The sequence below is a fragment of the Brevibacillus sp. FSL K6-0770 genome, from assembly GCF_038000275.1.
Classification (GTDB): domain Bacteria; phylum Bacillota; class Bacilli; order Brevibacillales; family Brevibacillaceae; genus Brevibacillus; species Brevibacillus parabrevis.
Window position 1 is genome coordinate 2206503 of sequence record NZ_JBBOBQ010000001.1, and the last position, 16297, is coordinate 2222799.

17 protein-coding genes are annotated in these 16297 nt (G+C 53.5%); 12 read left to right on the top strand and 5 right to left on the bottom strand.

All coding sequences use genetic code 11. The features are described from left to right. Positions 1–3: 3 nt before the first annotated feature. The 4 genes from NST23_RS10765 (at position 4) to NST23_RS10780 (ending at position 4192) form a co-directional block, all read left to right on the top strand. Positions 4–1266 carry a molybdopterin molybdotransferase MoeA gene (locus NST23_RS10765; RefSeq protein ID WP_340963646.1) on the top strand — a complete coding sequence of 421 codons (1263 nt, stop codon included), beginning with the start codon at positions 4–6 and terminating at the stop codon, positions 1264–1266. 39 nt (positions 1267–1305) lie between these two features. Then, the gene (locus tag NST23_RS10770; protein WP_280648259.1) at positions 1306–1929 is read left to right on the top strand and encodes an HD-GYP domain-containing protein; all 624 of its coding nucleotides are present in this window, start codon (positions 1306–1308) and stop codon (positions 1927–1929) included. Positions 1930–2113: 184 nt separating this feature from the next. Further along, the gene (locus NST23_RS10775) at positions 2114–3175 is read left to right on the top strand and encodes an HD-GYP domain-containing protein (RefSeq protein ID WP_314303317.1); all 1062 of its coding nucleotides are present in this window, start codon (positions 2114–2116) and stop codon (positions 3173–3175) included. A gap of 147 nt (positions 3176–3322) precedes the next feature. Further along, complete coding sequence (locus NST23_RS10780) at positions 3323–4192, top strand: universal stress protein (protein WP_122965723.1); 870 nt, start codon at positions 3323–3325, stop codon at positions 4190–4192. Between the two features lie 2 nt (positions 4193–4194). Here the strand turns inward: NST23_RS10780 and NST23_RS10785 are convergent, their stop codons facing one another. Then, on the bottom strand, positions 4195–5448 hold the full coding sequence (locus NST23_RS10785; protein WP_173595629.1) for an MFS transporter: 1254 nt from the start codon (positions 5446–5448) through the stop codon (positions 4195–4197). A gap of 61 nt (positions 5449–5509) precedes the next feature. Next, entirely contained in the window at positions 5510–6103 is a 594-nt protein-coding gene (locus tag NST23_RS10790) for a TetR/AcrR family transcriptional regulator (protein ID WP_122965725.1), read from the bottom strand. 153 nt (positions 6104–6256) lie between these two features. Here NST23_RS10790 and NST23_RS10795 point away from each other — a divergent pair, with 153 nt between their 5' ends. Together NST23_RS10795 and NST23_RS10800 are read left to right on the top strand one after the other, a co-directional pair. Continuing rightward, a complete protein-coding gene (locus NST23_RS10795; protein WP_122965889.1) occupies positions 6257–7099 on the top strand; it encodes a deoxyribonuclease IV in 843 nt (280 codons plus the stop codon). A gap of 59 nt (positions 7100–7158) precedes the next feature. Beyond that, positions 7159–7560: a hypothetical protein gene (locus tag NST23_RS10800; protein ID WP_063227799.1), complete on the top strand. Its 402-nt coding sequence runs from the start codon at positions 7159–7161 to the stop codon at positions 7558–7560. Positions 7561–7765: 205 nt separating this feature from the next. On the opposite strand, the gene NST23_RS10805 is transcribed toward NST23_RS10800, so the two are convergent. After that, complete coding sequence (locus NST23_RS10805; protein WP_122965726.1) at positions 7766–9190, bottom strand: sigma-54 interaction domain-containing protein; 1425 nt, start codon at positions 9188–9190, stop codon at positions 7766–7768. A 288-nt stretch (positions 9191–9478) separates the two neighbouring features. Between NST23_RS10805 and NST23_RS10810 the strand changes: the two genes are divergently transcribed. From NST23_RS10810 to NST23_RS10835, 6 genes are all read left to right on the top strand, one after another. Beyond that, positions 9479–10144, top strand: a complete 666-nt coding sequence (locus NST23_RS10810; RefSeq protein ID WP_340963648.1) for a CoA transferase subunit A — start codon at positions 9479–9481, stop codon at positions 10142–10144. Then, a complete protein-coding gene (locus NST23_RS10815) occupies positions 10144–10806 on the top strand; it encodes a 3-oxoacid CoA-transferase subunit B (protein ID WP_122965729.1) in 663 nt (220 codons plus the stop codon). The genes NST23_RS10810 and NST23_RS10815 overlap by 1 nt, the downstream gene beginning before the upstream one ends. 39 nt (positions 10807–10845) lie before the next feature. Further along, positions 10846–11655: a transporter substrate-binding domain-containing protein gene (locus tag NST23_RS10820; protein ID WP_173599195.1), complete on the top strand. Its 810-nt coding sequence runs from the start codon at positions 10846–10848 to the stop codon at positions 11653–11655. An 86-nt stretch (positions 11656–11741) separates the two neighbouring features. Beyond that, on the top strand, positions 11742–12407 hold the full coding sequence (locus NST23_RS10825) for an amino acid ABC transporter permease (protein ID WP_063227804.1): 666 nt from the start codon (positions 11742–11744) through the stop codon (positions 12405–12407). 18 nt (positions 12408–12425) lie between these two features. Further along, the gene (locus tag NST23_RS10830) at positions 12426–13166 is read left to right on the top strand and encodes an amino acid ABC transporter ATP-binding protein (protein ID WP_122965731.1); all 741 of its coding nucleotides are present in this window, start codon (positions 12426–12428) and stop codon (positions 13164–13166) included. Positions 13167–13199: 33 nt separating this feature from the next. Continuing rightward, on the top strand, positions 13200–14387 hold the full coding sequence (locus tag NST23_RS10835) for a thiolase family protein (protein ID WP_217021722.1): 1188 nt from the start codon (positions 13200–13202) through the stop codon (positions 14385–14387). 189 nt (positions 14388–14576) lie between these two features. On the opposite strand, the gene NST23_RS10840 is transcribed toward NST23_RS10835, so the two are convergent. Both NST23_RS10840 and NST23_RS10845 read right to left on the bottom strand, forming a co-directional pair. After that, positions 14577–15854, bottom strand: a complete 1278-nt coding sequence (locus tag NST23_RS10840; RefSeq protein WP_340963651.1) for an erythromycin esterase family protein — start codon at positions 15852–15854, stop codon at positions 14577–14579. A 64-nt stretch (positions 15855–15918) separates the two neighbouring features. After that, the gene (locus tag NST23_RS10845) at positions 15919–16287 is read right to left on the bottom strand and encodes a hypothetical protein (protein ID WP_122965734.1); all 369 of its coding nucleotides are present in this window, start codon (positions 16285–16287) and stop codon (positions 15919–15921) included. Positions 16288–16297 lie beyond the last annotated feature (10 nt).

Sequence of the window (16297 nt, forward strand, 5' to 3'; positions counted from 1 at the left end):
GACATGGAAAAAGGGGCAAGCGTCAACCGTTTTCGTCGAAATACCGTCCAGGTGGAGGAAGCGCAGCGCAGAATCGAGCAGCATCTGCGTCCGCTTGGCGTGGAACAAGTTTCGTTGGAAAATGCCTACGGCCGCACATTGGCAGAGGATGTGTTCGCGCCTTCGCACATGCCGCATTTTCGCCGCTCCGGGATGGACGGTTTCGCTATTATGTCCAGTTCTACCAAAGGAGCGTCGCCTGAATCTCCCGTCTGTCTGGAAGTGATCGAGCATATTCCGTGCGGCTTTGTCCCGACGAAAGCCGTCTCGCCCAAAACGGCTTCGCGGATCATGACAGGCGCGATGGTGCCCGAGCAAGCAGACGCTGTGATCATGCTGGAAATGACGGAGGAGAGCGAAAAAGAGGGCAAAATCTGCATTTCCATCCGAAAAGAGATTCCAGCCGGAAAAAATCTGACTCCGATCGGTGACGAAATCACGCAGGGCGATTGTGCGTTGCAGAAAGGAACAAAAATTGGCGCAGGTGAAACGGCGCTGTTGGCTACATTCGGTTTCCACCATGTCCACGTATGCAAGCGTCCGACGATTGCGATTTTCGCAACGGGCTCGGAGCTTTTGCCTGTGGAAGCGCCACTGACGCAGGGGAAAATTCGCAACAGCAACTCCTATATGCTGCAAGCGTTGATCCGCGAAGCAGGAGGAATCCCTTTGCTGATGGGCGCCATCCCGGATGAAGCGGCGAAAGCGCAGTCGCTTGTCTTGGAAGCATTTTCTCAAGCGGATTTTGTCGTGACATCCGGTGGGGTATCGGTAGGCGACTACGATATTTTGGTAGACCTGTTTCAAAACTGGGACGGAGAAATGCTGTTTAACAAAGTAGCGATGCGTCCCGGTAGCCCGACGACGGCAGGCGTTTGGAACGAGCAGTTTTTATTTGCGCTGTCAGGCAATCCGGGAGCGTGTTTTGTCGGTTTTGAGCTGTTTGTCCGCCCGGTTATTTTGGGGATGCAAGGCCAGTCCCAGAGATACCGACAGGAATGCACAGCCTTTTTGGGAAAAGAGTTCAGCAAAGTCAATGCCTATCCGCGCTATGTTCGCGGCAAGTCTTATGTAAGCGAAGGCAAGCTATTCGTTGAGCCTGTCGGAATGGATCAGTCAAGCGTTACCGTATCGATCAAAGATTCCGATTGCCTGATCAAGATTCCCGCTGGCGGGAAAGGAGTACAACAAGGAGAGCTCATCTCCGCTCTCCTGCTCAAAGGGTAGCGAGCGTGCCGACGCATTTTTTGGATCGAGGAGGCACCATTGCAAAAACTGTTAAAAACAATGTTGTATTGTCATCAAGCCACGACGAATCTCATGATCGACACGATTCATTCGCTCATCACCAGTGTGAATGCTCGCGATCCGTATACGTACCAACACTCGCTCAACGTCGGGTTTTACGCCTGGAAAATCGCCAATCAGTTTCAACTCGACGAAGAGGAATGTGCCAATATGTATATCGCTGGCCTGCTGCATGACATCGGAAAAATCGGTACGCCAGATTCGATCTTGCGGAAATACGGCGAGCTGACGAAGGAAGAATGGGAACTGATCAAGAAACACCCGGAGACAGGGTGCGCGATCGTGCAAATGATTGGCCCGCTGCAAAATCGGGGAATCGATCAGACGATCCTGTACCATCACGAACGGATGGATGGGCAGGGCTATCCCCATGGCCTTTCTTCAGCACATATTCCACTCGGCGCCAAAATCGTCTCTGTAGCAGAAGCTTTCGATGCGATGACAACCGTTCGACTGTACCGTCCCGCTCTCCCATACGGCGAAGCAGTCGAGCAGTTGATCGACGGCAAAGGAACGCAATTTGACCCGATTGTGGTTGATGCCTTCCTGAAAAGCATGGCTGATCGCAGCTGGTGGGACTGATTCCTTTAAAAAATAACGACACGAAAGACTTTTGTGCAAAAAGTACCGGATCAATCAGGTGCTTTCTGCCCGCAAAGGTCTTTTTTGTGTGGGAATGTTCATAAAAACAGCGGCGAAACATGTTTTTTCAATGCTAATATAGGGAAAAAGCATCAGGGGAAGAGGAATCAGGAGGATTGACCCCATGAAATATGTGAGTGTGGATCAAGTCGAGCCTGGAGATGTGCTGGCTCGCAGCATTTATACAAGCGAGGGCTTGACGCTGTTGCAGACGGGCGTGCAGCTGACCGTCGGAATGATTAACAAGTTGCGTCGTTTCGGGGTGACGATGCTCAGTATCAAAGACCCTTTTTTCGACGAGATCAAAGAACAGGAAGTCGTGACAGAGACGACGAGAAAAGATGCGATCCGCAATCTGTCCGGGGCGATTGCATGTGTCCAGTCGGGCAAGCAGTTCGACGTGCGCGGCATCCAAAAGTCGGTCGGAAATATCGTCGAGGAGACGCTGCGCAATCGCAAGGTGCTGCTCAATCTGGGGGAAATTCGCACGACCGACAACGCCCTGTACATCCATTCACTCAATGTTTGCATGATGGCGACGGTCATGGGCGTGGGTCTCGGGTACAACACGACGCAGTTGAAAGAACTGGCGATTGGCGCCCTTTTGCATGACATCGGCAAACTGTCGGTTGACAAGGAAGCGCCTGCCTACAAGAAAAACAACAAGACCAATCATCATACATGGCTAGGGTTTGATATATTGCGCAAAAAACACGAGATGAGCATCGTGTCTGCGCACGTTCCCTTGCAGCACCACGAATGGGTCGACGGGACAGGCGTGCCCCGCGGCCTCAGCGGAGACGAGATTCACGATTTCGCCAAAATCGTCTCGATCTGCAATTACTACGACAATCTCATTTCGCCTTTTTCCGAAGAAGAGGAGACGCTGGCTGCCTATGAAGCATGCGAGCAGGTCATGGGATTGGCGGAAAAGCGTTTCGATCACAAAATGGTCGTTCATTTTCTGCGCTCGATTGCCATGTATCCGACCGGAACGTCACTCAAGCTGAGTACAGGCGAAGTCGGCGTCGTCATCGACCAAAACCGCGGCTTGCCAGCCCGCCCTGTCGTCCGGGTCATCCGGCGAGAGCAGCAGGCCAATCGGCGGATGGCAGAGGATCACGAGATTTGCGACATCGATCTCGGCGCAGAGCCTACCATTTTTATTACAGGGGTGATGGAATAGCGCACAGCCAGTCCTAAGGGTTTTTGGAATGCCAAGATCAGGGAATTCCCCTACATACATAACTAGGGAGCAAGTCTACAATGAAAGCAGGCAAAAAGTCGTAAGAATCGACTTTTTGCGACGAAGAAGAGGAAAGGACGTGTCCTTATGTCCCGTATTCTAGTACCAGTAGATTTTTCTGCACAGTCGATCCAGGCGGTTCGCTTCGCTCTTGCGTACGCCAAAAATAAGCATGAATTGACCTTGCTTCATGCCATTCCTCCATTTCCTTCACGCAATGTCGTAAGAAAGCTCGGACAACAGAGCGTGGAAGATTTTCAATTGGACGAAGCAAAAGAAGATTTGAAAAAGTTCCTCACGATCGTAGAAGAGGCAGGCGTTCCTTACGAGCTGGAAATCGAGTTCGGAGAGCCGCATGAAGTCATCTCCAAGCACGCTACGAACGGCGAGTATGCTGCGATCGTGATGGGTACGCACGGATATGGCCGGATTACCGGATTCTTGCTGCAAAGCGTCAGCTACCCAACCATTCACGATGCGCAGTTGCCTGTGTTCCTCATTGCCGAGGAGACAGATGCCGACAGCTTCCCATGGCAAAAAGTTTTGATCACGGTGGACGGCTCGGAGCAAGCGAAAAACGCGGCGCAAAAAGCAATCGCTTTGAGCGAGGGCATTCCTGGCGTTTCTTACCTGCTCCTGAGTGTCGTCACTCCTCCGGTTGCTTACGCTGGTGTGTACGGTGTAGGCTGGGAAGACACAGCGACTCTGGAAAACTGGGGAAAAGAAACCGTTCGCACTTGCGAAGAAGTGCTGGAAGCAGCGCAAATCCCTTATGAGAGCAAAGTCGTGATTGGCGATCCTGCAACAGCGATTCGTCAAACAGCCGAAGAGGAAAACGTTGGCCTGATCGTACTCGGCCACCATGGCCTGGGCGGCATCGCGGGCACTCTGCTCGGCAGCGTCACCTTCAAAACGATCCACCGCACCAAAACACCGCTGTTGATCGTCAAATCATAAGCTCATTCATGAACTGGCAAGCTGTCCGCACTGCGGGCAGCTTCTTTGCTTTCCAGGGCGGGGGCATCCGAGGCGGTTTCCCACGGAATCCGCGAGCATCCCCAGGCAGCGACGAGGACGATGGCACCTGCGATTACAAACACGCTGATCAGCGAGGTCATCTGCATGAGCGGGCCGGCTGCGAACGAACCGATCATCATCAATCCGACGAGCAGCGGGGTAATCGTTCCGTTTACCCGACCAACGTACGCCTCGTCGACGAACTTGATCATGCGCATGCCGATCACGATTTCCAGAAAAGCCATCCCGATTCCGGTGAAAAAGCGCATGGAAGCTGTCACGATAACCCAGACAGACAAGGCTTCCACCACGATGGAAAGCGCGAAGAAGATCAAGCCGCCCGTGATGACAAAACGGCTGTTCAAGCGTTGCACGGACAAGGAGGCGAATACGCCGCCCACAAGCATGCCCAACCCTTCCAGGGCGACAAACCATTGGACCGATTCTTTCGGCAGCTGGAGCCGCTCCGTGACCAGGAACACTTCGAGCGGGTTGATCAACCCAGAGGCCAGACCGAGGCAGGCAAAGGCAAGCGCAATTCCGCGCAAGGACGGGTGGTTTTTGACGTAGGCGAAACCTGCCTTGATCTCGGAGAAAAGTGTGCCGTTCTGTTCTTCTGGAGCTGTTGCAGCGTTAGGAAGCAGGCTCAAAATGAGCGTGGAGAGCAGAAACAGAGCTGCCATGGCAATCAGCGAAGGGTAGATGCCCCATTGTTCGTAAAAAAAGCTGCCGATGACCGGGCCGCCAAGCAAAAAGAGTGCGCTCATGCTTTGCGAGATGGAGACGGCCACTCCGACATGTTCTTCCGGGATGTGTCTTTTTAACAGCTTGGCAGACGACGGCTGGGAAAACTGGGACACGACTGCCGAGATGAAAGTAGCGAAAAAGACGGCAACCCACATCCCGTGCCAGAGCAAATACACGATCAACAGCACGGACAAGGCACTTAACAAGTTGCCCGTCATCATCGTCCGCTTCGGATTCCAGCGGTCCGCAAGCGCCCCGCCGATGATCGAAAACAACAAGATCGGCACAAGCTCGATCGCGGTTAACAGCGACACGGCGGTCGGATTGTTGCCGCTCGTTTCCATGACGTAGTACAGCAAAGCCATATTCCTGATCCAAATCCCGATATTTTCCAAAGTATCGGTGACAAAAACGGTCAAAAAGATCCGGTTTCCCCAAATCGATTTCATTTCAACCACTCCCGCAAGAAATTAAACCGAACGTTCGGTCTAAATAAACCTGAAAAAAAAGCTACTTGGCGGCGATACCATGCAGCAAAATATCAATTCCTCTTTTCATCAGGTCAAAAAGGTTTTCTTCGCCCATATTCAAGCCGACATTGATCAGGCCCGTTATGTACCCTTCCAAAATCATCGCCAATTCCCGAGGGTCGCCATCAGCAAATTCCCCGCGCGCGATGCCCTCCTCAAAGATCGGGATGTACAGCGTGTAGGAAGAAGACAGCATCGTCAGGACCTGTTCCATGATGGCCGGATCGGCAAGCTGGCTTCCGGCAAACTCTTCTCCTGCTCGGCGAAGCGGGTGGGACAAAAAGTCTTCCAGCAAAAAAGCAGCCAGGGCATACAGCTTTTCGACAGAGGTGGCGTGCTGTTTTTCTTTTTCTTGCCACAGCCCTGACCATTCCGTGTACTGCTTCTCCAGCAAATACAAAAACAAATATTCCTTGCTTTTGAAGTGGTAGTAAAGGCTTCCTTTGCTCGCACCAGTCGCCTGGCAAATATCTTCAATGGAAGTCGCCAGGTAGCCTTTTTGCGAAAACAGCTCGGTTGCTTTTTCGGCGATATGTTGTTTCGTTTTCTCCCCATCTAGGCGGCGTCTGGACATGATGCAGTAAACTCCTTTTTATAGACTGAACGTTCGGTTTAATAAAAGTGTAGCGGAAATGCGCAAGAAGTGCAAGGGCTGTTTGCCGGAAAGGACGTGTGAGAAAGCAGGAGCCAGGGAAAAATGAAGGGAGCGTACGAGGGGGGAAGAGCGATGCAAATCGGGTGTCACGTCAGCATTCGCAACGGTTACGAAGAGGCTGCCAGAACGGCGCACAAGGAGGGGGGCGCTTCTTTTCAGTTTTTCCCGAAAAACCCGCGCAGTCTGGGAGTCAAGTCGTTTGCTTCCCGCGATGCTGCGGCTTGCCGGGCGTTTTGCGAACAGCACGGCATGCTGGCGATTGCCCATACCGCTTATCTCGTCAATCTGTGTGTCGAGACGGCCGATTTGTACGAGGTAACGGTCGCTTCGGTGCGCAACGATCTGGAGATTGCGGAGGCGTGCGGGGCGCTCGGCGTCGTCGTCCATTTCGGACAGGACAAAGGACCGGATGTGCTTGCCGGATACAGACGCATGATTCAGATGATGAACGAGATTCTCGCTGGCTGGAGCGGACAGGCCAAGCTGCTGATTGAGAACAACGCGGGGCAGGGAAACCGGATGGGCATTACGCTGGAAGAATTGACGCAAGTGCGGCAATTGCTCGCGGAACCAGAAAAGGTCGGGTTTTGTCTCGATACGTGCCACGCGTTTGCCAGCGGGCTGTGGAACGGGGAAAACTGGCGCGAGGTTGCCGAGCGGATGCGCGAGCTGGACTACTTTTCCCATCTGCGCGCGGTGCATTTGAACGATTCGGTCTATCCGAGCGGCTCGTTTCGGGATCGGCACGCCCCAATCGGAAAAGGGATGATTGGTGACGAGGCTTTCGCGGAGTTTCTGCGCACGCCTGAGCTGCACGGCTTGCCGATTGTCCTGGAGACAGCGAGAGGGACAGACGGCGGGCACCGGGAAGAAATCAGACATGTGCGTCAGTTGGCGGGTGAGTGGCAGGCTTGACCATATTGTGATACAGTGTGAAATGATGTGATGTGTGGTCAATGAGGGAGGAGTTACCAATGGCAAAACGGATCAAAGTGACGATTGCTGACTTTGCTTCGCTGAAAGAAGTGTTGAACAACCCTGAGGAGCTGGCGCTTTACGAGACAGCGAACGGGAATACATACGATGCCGATATCCAGCACGACGGGTTCGCTGTCATCGATGTGACAGAGGACGACTATATCGAGCTGGCACCAGGCGAATACCAACTGATGATCGAGGAATGGACAAACGCGGGACAAATCGGGGATTTGACGCTGCAAACGAAGTCCGATCCGGCTGACGACACCGCTTTGCTCTACCGGAGCGTGGATGCGGCGGGCAATGAAGTGCAAGCGCCACAATCGCTGCCGAAGCAAGTGGTGGAGCTGGTTGCGAAGACGTGGTTTGGCAAAACCGCCAAGAAAATCGAGGAATAAGTCAGACGAAAAGGTCACAGAAAAGAGCGCTCACGTGTTGAGCGCTTTTTTGCTGTTCCGTGGATGGGCTGCGAACAGCTGACAGCCCGCAGACAACCGTTTAGCTGTGAACGGAATGTCCGGCATGCTTTTTTCGCGAGTGCAAGTGGTCAGCCCTTTTACCAGCGACTTGCAGCAGGTTTCGGCTTGTCCACGGCCGCTTTTCTCAAGCGTCCTCCTCGTCTTCCAAGGCAATCCCGTATTTCTTGATCCGCCGCATCAGCAGCGACTGTGTAATCCCCAAAGCGGCAGCCGTCTTGCGGGTTGTTTTGTGAATGCGCAGCGCCTGCATAATAAATTCCACTTCGATTTTTTCCATGCGCTCCGTCAGGGACAGCGAGCCTAACGTGAGGATGCCTTCCTCCAGCTCGCGAATACTGCGTTGTTCTTCCGGCAAATCGGTGACAGAAATCTCGTCGAGCTTGGAGGTGATGACGATGCGCTCCACCAAGTTTTCCAGCTCGCGCACATTTCCCGGCCAGTCGTACTGGTGCAGCACATCCAGCACATCTGACGTAAACCGCCGCTTCTGGTTATGCTTGGCGTTGAATTTTTGCAGGTTGTGGTGCAAGAGCGGGAATATATCGTCTTTGCGCTCGCGCAATGGCGGCACGTTGATCGGCAAAATGTTCAGTCGGTAGTACAGGTCGTGCCGGAACTTGCCGAGGCGCACCAGCTCCTGCAAGTTCGTGTTCGTGGCGGCGATGATGCGGATGTCGGCCGTGTAGGTTTTCGTGCCGCCGATCGGCATGAATGTTTTGTTTTGCAAAAGCAGGAGCAGCTTCGATTGCAGGTGATAGGGCAGCTCGCTGATCTCGTCGAGAAACAGCGTGCCTTTGTCCGCCATTTTGACCAAGCCGATTTTGCCTGAATGGTTGGCTCCGGTAAACGCCCCTTTGTGGTAGCCGAACAGCTCCGACTCGATCAACGTTTCCGGGATGGCACTACAGTTCACATGGATAAAAGGTCCGGTGCTGCGCTCGCTCAGCTGGTGGATTTGCTCGGCGAGATGGCTTTTGCCCACGCCGGTTTCCCCTGTGATCAGGACAGTCGTATCAGCCAAAGCGACTTTTTTGATCAGCTCCATCAGCGCCAGATAGGAGCGGCTGTTGCCGATCAGCGTCTGCGACGAGCTTTGATTCGCCTCGCGCTTCATCAGTTGCAGCTCCTCGCTGTAGCGTTTGAGCAGGGCCACGGTTTCTTCGAGCTGGGAGCTGGCCCGCGCCGCTTCTGTGATGTCGCGGGAATGGGCGACGATCAGCTCCGGATTGCCAGCTTCATCGGGGATGATATGACCCGTCACGAGAAATTTTCCTCTGCTGTTCACCAGCTGGATTGTCGTCGTCGGCTTGCCGGATTCGAGGACGAGACGTGTCACAGACGGGCTGAAAATGCCCATCTCCTCCAGATCCGCCACGTTTTGTCCGATCAATTCTGCTTTGGGCATGCCGCACAAGTTTTCGCTCGCTTTATTCAACCAGAGAGTCGTGCCTTGCGCATCCGAGATGAAAATGCCGTCCGCCAGCGAGTTCAATATGTCGATGAAGCGATCGACAGACGACAGGGCCAAAATCTCCGCATCTTTTTCCATTGGCGATTCGCTCCCCCCATTTTTGAACTGATTGTACAGGATGAAACCGCCCGTTGTATAGTGAGTCGGATTTGAAAAAATGTGAGTCGATATCAATTCGGCGTAAACAAGCCTGTTTTTCTTGATTTCGATTCAAAAGTGAGTCTGATTCGATTCGTCAGAAAAAACATAGTTTCGGCAATTTTCGCTACGATTCAGCATTTGCGGCATTGGCACGAGACTTGCTACAACGAAAAAGACGAAAGCGACTTTGCCCAATAATCAAGAGAGATAAGGAATGGCCATGCTATGCTATCAAAACTGGTGACGCGCGACCAAGCAATGGAATGTGTACAAGACGGAGCACGGCTGATGTACGGCGGCTTTGGGACGATCGGTTCTCCGGCCTTGCTGATTGATGCGCTTCTGCAAAAGGGAGTGCGCGACCTGACCTTGATCGGGATTGACGCCGGATACCCCGATGTGGGGATTGGCAAGCTGATCAGCCACGGACGGGTCAAAAAGCTGCTGACGACCCATATCGGCTCCAATCCCGAAGCAGGTCAGCAGATGATAGACGGACGTCTTGCGGTAACATTTTGCCCCCAAGGCATTTTTGCCGAAAAAATTCGCGCCGGGGGCGTGGGCATACCCGGGATTCTCGTCGATGCGCGCATGTGGGGAGAAGCGACAGACGGCCGGGAAGCGGTGCTGTTCGAGGGAAAACCCTGTTGGATGGAGCCGGCGCTGACGGCGGATGTGGGCATCGTCTACGCGAAACAGGCGGACACGTACGGCAATCTCATCTACGACAAGTCGGCGAGAAATTTGAACCCGCTGGTGGCGATGGCGGCGGAAATCACGATCGCTGAAGTGGAAGAAATCGTTCCGGCAGGCGAGCTGGACCCGGAAAAAATCGTGACGCCAGGCATTTTTGTCGATTACATGGTGAATCGCAGCGGGGGGAACAGCTGATGCGACTGACAATGGATCAACGCAACATGATTGCGCGCCGGGCCGCAAAGGAAATCGTGCCGGGAATGGCCGTGAATCTGGGGATCGGGATTCCCGAGCTGGTCGCTGATTTTATCCCGAACGAGTGGCACGTCATGTTCCATTCTGTGAACGGCATTCTCGGAGTCGGGCCTACGCCGATCCAGGGCGAAGAGGATCAGCATATTTCCAACGCGGGGGGAGCGCCAGTCACAATCGTTCCGGGGGCTTCCTACTTTGACAGCACCGTCGCCTACGGCATGATCCGGCGCCGAAAGCTGGATGTGGCTTTTATCGGGGCGCTGCAAGTAAATCGCCGCGGAGATTTGGCGAACTGGATCGTTCCCGGGACGAGGGTTCACGGGATCGGCGGTGGTGCCGAGCTGGCGTTTTACGCCAAAAAAGTGATTGTGCTGATGAGCCATGTGACGCTTTCCGGGGAGCCGAAAATTCGCAGGGAATGCACGTTTCCGCTGACAGCCAAGGGCTGTGTCGACCTGATTGTCACGGAGCGGGCGGTCATTGAGGTAACGCCAGAAGGGTTGATGCTGACGGAGGTGATGTATCCGTATTCATTGCAGGATGTCATTTACCATACCGGAGCGCCGCTTTTGATTTCCGAACATTTGCAAATGGTGGAGTAATGAAACAGTTTGACAGACATCATAAGGGGGCTAATTACTATGAAAAAATCACTCAAAGCCGTTGCAGGAGTATTGTTTTCCTTGTCACTTCTCGTAGCAGGATGTGGACAAGAAGCGTCGACTGGCAATACCGGAGGACAAGGCAGCGCAGCTGCGGGTTCCTCGATGACGAAAGAAGCGGGCGTGTTCACTTTCGCGGCTTCCGGTGAATACCAGCCGTTCAGCTATTTCAAAGACGGGCAGTTGACCGGATTCGATATCGAGATCGGCAACGAAATCGCCAAGCGGCTGAACCTTACACCGAAAGCGGTTACATCGCCTTTTTCCGGCATCATTGCCGGGGTAAAAGAAGGGCGTTACGACGCAGCGATTGCCAGTCATGCCATTACAGAAGAACGCAAACAGCAAATTGATTTTGCTGATCCATATTATTTGTCCGGTGGTCAACTGTTCACTCGTCCGGACGGCACAACTTCCACACTGGAAGAGCTGAAAGGCAAGGAAGTTGCGGTTGCCCTGGGCACTACGCACGAAAAAATGGCGCGCGAGTACACCGACAACATCAAGACGTACGACAGCGACGTGACTGCGCTGCGTGCCCTGGAGCAAGGAAAGCACGATGTGGTCATTACTGATAGCGTGGTCGGGGAAATCGCGATTGGCCAAGGCTTGAAGATCAAGAAAAGCGGAGCGCCGCTGTCAGAGGTTCAGCATGGAATTGCCGTGCGCAAAGGAAACACAGAACTCTTGAACAAAATCAACGAGGTACTGAAGCAAATGCATGAAGACGGCACTTACAAACAGTTGAGCGAAAAGTATTTCCAACGCGATATCAGCAAAAACGAGTAGTTTGACGCATCGGTTCGACTGCCTGTCATCTGCGGGCGCAAAGCTGCGGGTGACAGGAACATTTTATCAGCGAGGGGTGGCATCGAGTGCCCAGTATTTCACATTTGACCGAAGAGTTTTTTCGCACACTGCCGTTTTTTTGGAAGCCGCTGCTGCTGACGTTTGAGCTGACGGTTGCTTCCGTCATCGTAGGTTCGATTATCGGGCTGTTCGTCGCCCTGTTGAAAGTGTCCAAGTTCAAGCTTGGGCAAATCATCGCCAACGTGTATATCATGGTCATTCGCGGTACGCCGCTGATTGTGCAAATTTTTGTCCTCTATTTCGGTTTTTACAAGATGATCGATCTCGGTCAATTTTGGTCAGCGGCTTTGGCTCTGGCGATTCACAGCGGGGCGTACATCGCAGAAATTTTCCGCGGCTCCATCCAGTCGATTGACAAGGGCCAGATGGAAGCAGGCTTGTCGCTCGGGATGTCCTCGTCTCAAACGATGCGCAGAATCATTTTGCCACAAGCGATGAAGCGTTCGATTCCGCCGCTCGGCAACCAGTTTATTTTGTCGCTGAAGGAATCGTCGCTGGCGGCATTTATCGCGATGGATGAGCTGTTTTCGCTGGCTCGCCGTCTGTCAGCAGAAACCTTTGACGAGATGACGTACTTTTTGATCGTCGCCTTGTACTATTTGGTGATTGTCATGATTTTCACGTATGTCGTCCATCGGATGGAAAAGCGGTTGGCCAAAGGTGACGTGTAGAGCAAAGGGGCGAAAACAATGGAAGACAAGCAAGTCATGATTCGCGTGCAAAACTTGAAGAAGAGCTTTGGACAGGTAGAAGTGTTGAAAGACGTCACGTTAGAGGTGGCAAAAGGCGAGGTCGTCGTCTTGATCGGGGCGAGCGGCTCCGGCAAGAGTACATTGATTCGCTGCATCAACTTTTTGGAAATCAAGAATGGCGGAGATATCTTGATTGAAGGAAAGAGCATCGATCCGAAAAAGGACGATTTGACCAAAGTGCGGCAAAAGGTCGGCATGGTCTTCCAGCACTTCAATCTGTTCCCGCACAAAACTGTGTTGGAAAACGTCATGGAAGCGCCGCTGATCGCGAAAAAAGCGGACAAGGAGCAAACGAAGCAGGAAGCGTTGCAGCTTTTGCAGAAGGTAGGATTGTCAGAAAAAGCAGACGTCTATCCATCCTCGCTGTCAGGCGGTCAGAAGCAGCGGGTGGCGATCGCCCGTTCGCTGGCGATGAAGCCGGAGATCATGCTGTTCGACGAGCCGACATCCGCGCTCGATCCCGAGCTGGTCGGCGAAGTGCTGGAAACGATGAAGCAGCTCGCCCAGGACGGGATGACGATGATTATTGTGACGCATGAAATGGGATTCGCCAAAGAAGTAGCGGACTGGGTCGCTTTTATGAACCAGGGGAAAATCGTGGAGATGGCGCGCCCGGAAGAAATTTTCAACAATCCGAAAGAAGAGCGGACACGCGAGTTTTTGAATCGGGTTTTGTAAGGTAACGAGGCAAAAGCGAAAGGGAGCGTAGCGATGAGAGAAGTAGTCATTGTCGCCGGGGCGCGCAGCGCAGTTGGCGCTTTCGGCAAAAGCTTGCGCGACGTGCCGGCAACGGAGCTGGGACGGCAAGTATTGGAAGGCTTGATGGAAAAGTCTGGCTTTTCCAAGCAGGAAGTCAATGAAGTGATTTTTGGCAACGGTTACGTGCACGGCGGCGGTCTGAACGCGGCTAGGATCAGTTCGCAGCTCGCCGGATTTCCGCGCCAGGTGTACGGGCATGTCGTGATCAAGGCGTGCGGATCGGGCTTGAAGGCGATCACAAGCGGCGCACTCGCGATCATGGCCGGGCAGGAAGATGTCGTCGTTGCCGGCGGCGTGGAAAACATGAGCAATGTCCCGTACTTGGTGAAAAACCGTTGGGGCAGCAAATTCGGCAACTTGACGATGGAAGACGCTCTCTTGGCGGACGGCTTGATCTGTTCTCTGGAAGGCGAGCACATGGGGATCACAGCGGAGCGGCTCGCGCTCCAGTACGGGATTTCCCGCGAAGAGCAGGATCAGTTCGCTTTTGACAGCCATAAAAAAGCCGCAGCCGCCATCGCCGCAGGCAAATTTGCCAGCGAGATCGTGCCGATTGCAATCAAGGAGCGCAAAGGGACGCGCGTCTTTGACCAGGATGAGTCGGTGCGTGCGGATATTAATCTGGACGATTTGGCGAAGCTGAAAAGCGTCTTCCAAAAAGACGGCACGGTTACGGCGGGCAACGCATGTCCGATGAACGACGGAGCAGCAGCCGTCTTGATGATGTCGCGGGAAAAAGCGGAGGAAGCGGGTCTTAAGCCGCTGGTCAAAATCAAGACGTTTGCCAGCGCAGGAGTGGAGCCGGGCGTAATGGGAATCGGGCCTGTCCCGGCGACGCAAAAAGCGTTGGAAAAAGCAGGTCTGACACTGGATGACATCGGGCTGATCGAGCTGAACGAGGCGTTCGCCGCACAAGCGCTGTCCGTCATCAAAGGGCTGGAGCTGGACCCGGCGAAGGTCAATGTCAACGGAGGAGCGATCGCACTCGGTCACCCGGTCGGAGCGACAGGCGCCAAGCTGACCGTGACGCTGATGAACGAAATGGTGCGCAGCCGCGTCAAGTACGGCATGGTCACGCTCTGCATGGCAGGCGGAATGGGTCTGTCCGTCATCTATGAAAACATGACGCTGTCTTCGTAAGGCCAAGCATGTAAGCGAAACAAGCACAGCACATAAAAAAGCCCCGTCAGAGAGCCGCTTCGATTTAGCGGCATTCTGGCGGGGCTTTTGCGGTGGTCGGGATCAGCGCTTTGCAGTCTACTCATGTGTGCACATGCGACTGACGTAGAGTCAGGTAGATCAAGCATTCAACGGCTCGCTCGGACGCTGTCACTCTGCGAGCATGACAGAAGGCGTCGCTGTCCGCACGAACACCAGCGCATCAAACGCTTTTGCCGGAACCATTTGCAGCGTGTACATTTTCTCGATGCTGCCATACCAGCTGGCAAACATGTCGCCGATGGCGCTGATCGGCTGGGCGCGATTCACGTAGGCGGAAAAGGCTGTGTCCTGGCGGGTCTTGGCAAAATCCAAAAAGCCATCCGCCATTCCGGTCTTCGCGAACAGAACGGCTAGTCGCTGCTCTCCGCTGTTTTTGACATGGAACAGCTTGCGTTCATTGGTTGACGCGTCTTTGGCCAGAAACGAGCTTTCGTAAAATTCGCTGCCGATCGCGTAATACTGGTCGCCCCACGTTTTCGCCAGATGGGCGCCCATGGAGGCGGTGATGCCAGCCGTCGTCGACGTTTTTTCGATGTGTCCGTTATGTCCGGCGATAAACAGTTGCTGGCGTCCGTAAAATTTCTTTTCAAACGCGAGAATCCAGTTGACCCGGTCGGCCATGAAGCGGTCGCGTGTGCTACCGTAAGGGACGTTCGTTCCGTGCAAAGTGGCATTTTGCATGATCGATTCGGCATAGGCGACAGCCAGCTCGTAGTCTTTTTCCGAGCTTTTGGCGATGTAGGCGGTTTTGTTTTGCTTGATTCGTTCGAGCATGTGGCGAGTCGAAGCAAGGCTCTCCTTTGCGAGCTTTTCGTCGGACACGGTTTGATCGGTCAGCTTGGCGAGTGCCTTTGCCGATTCAGAAGCAAGCGCAGGGTCGGCTTTTTGCAAGTAGGCGAAAAGCCTTGTCTTGTTGTGATCGTAGCGCTGCATGTCAAATCCGTAAAAATGGATTTTTTGGTCGGCAGGCTGCTTTTCATTGTAAGTGCGCATCCAGGACAGCAGATCGGCCATTTCTTGCGTGTTGTAGATGGCGAAGCCGATCGCCTTTGCCGCATCGTTTGCGGTTACATGTCCACCCAAAAGGAAGTCGTTGACCTTCTGGGCGCCGCCAAAATCACCTTCGATGGCAAACACGCGATAGCCTTGCTTCTCGACTACATGCCGGAATACGTCCAGCTTGAGCGTAGTGAACTGCTTGTTTCCGTGCGTAGCTTCGCCAAAGCCGATAATCGTCTTCGCGGGCAGCTCCATTTTCGCTACAGGAACGGCATATTTTTGCAAAGAGCTTTGCAGGGAGCTTGCAGCAGGGGCAGGGGTGTCAAAGCCAGTCAGGACGCTGAGCATGAGCAGCAAGCTTGCGGCGATCAAAACAATTTTTTCCATAACAATCTCACTTTCTGTAGGGCGTTTTTCAAAAAGAATCTGCTTCACAACGGTTGTCTTGTCTTCATTCGTGTTGAGCGAGCAGATGTTGTTGCAGCGTAACGGCGATCTCGGTGGGGTTCTCCACCTGCACGACAATTTTCCGGTATTTCGCATGTCCTTCCAAATCAAGCAAAAGCAGATGATTCGTCCGCTCGAAGGAAAGGAAGTACCAATCGTTTCCGTAGAGGAATCTGCCCGCATATGTGCTGGAAAAAGGAATCTCCGTTCCCGGCATGCGCAGCGTTCCCGGCTCGGGAGTAAAGGAATCGACTTGAACATGCTTGATGAATCGATACGGCATGGTAATGCGGTTCTCGAATGCGATCACCGCGCGCCAGCCGCTGAGCGCCAATGTGCACTCCGACGGGCCAAACTGTATCGTTCTGCTCACATCCACTCAC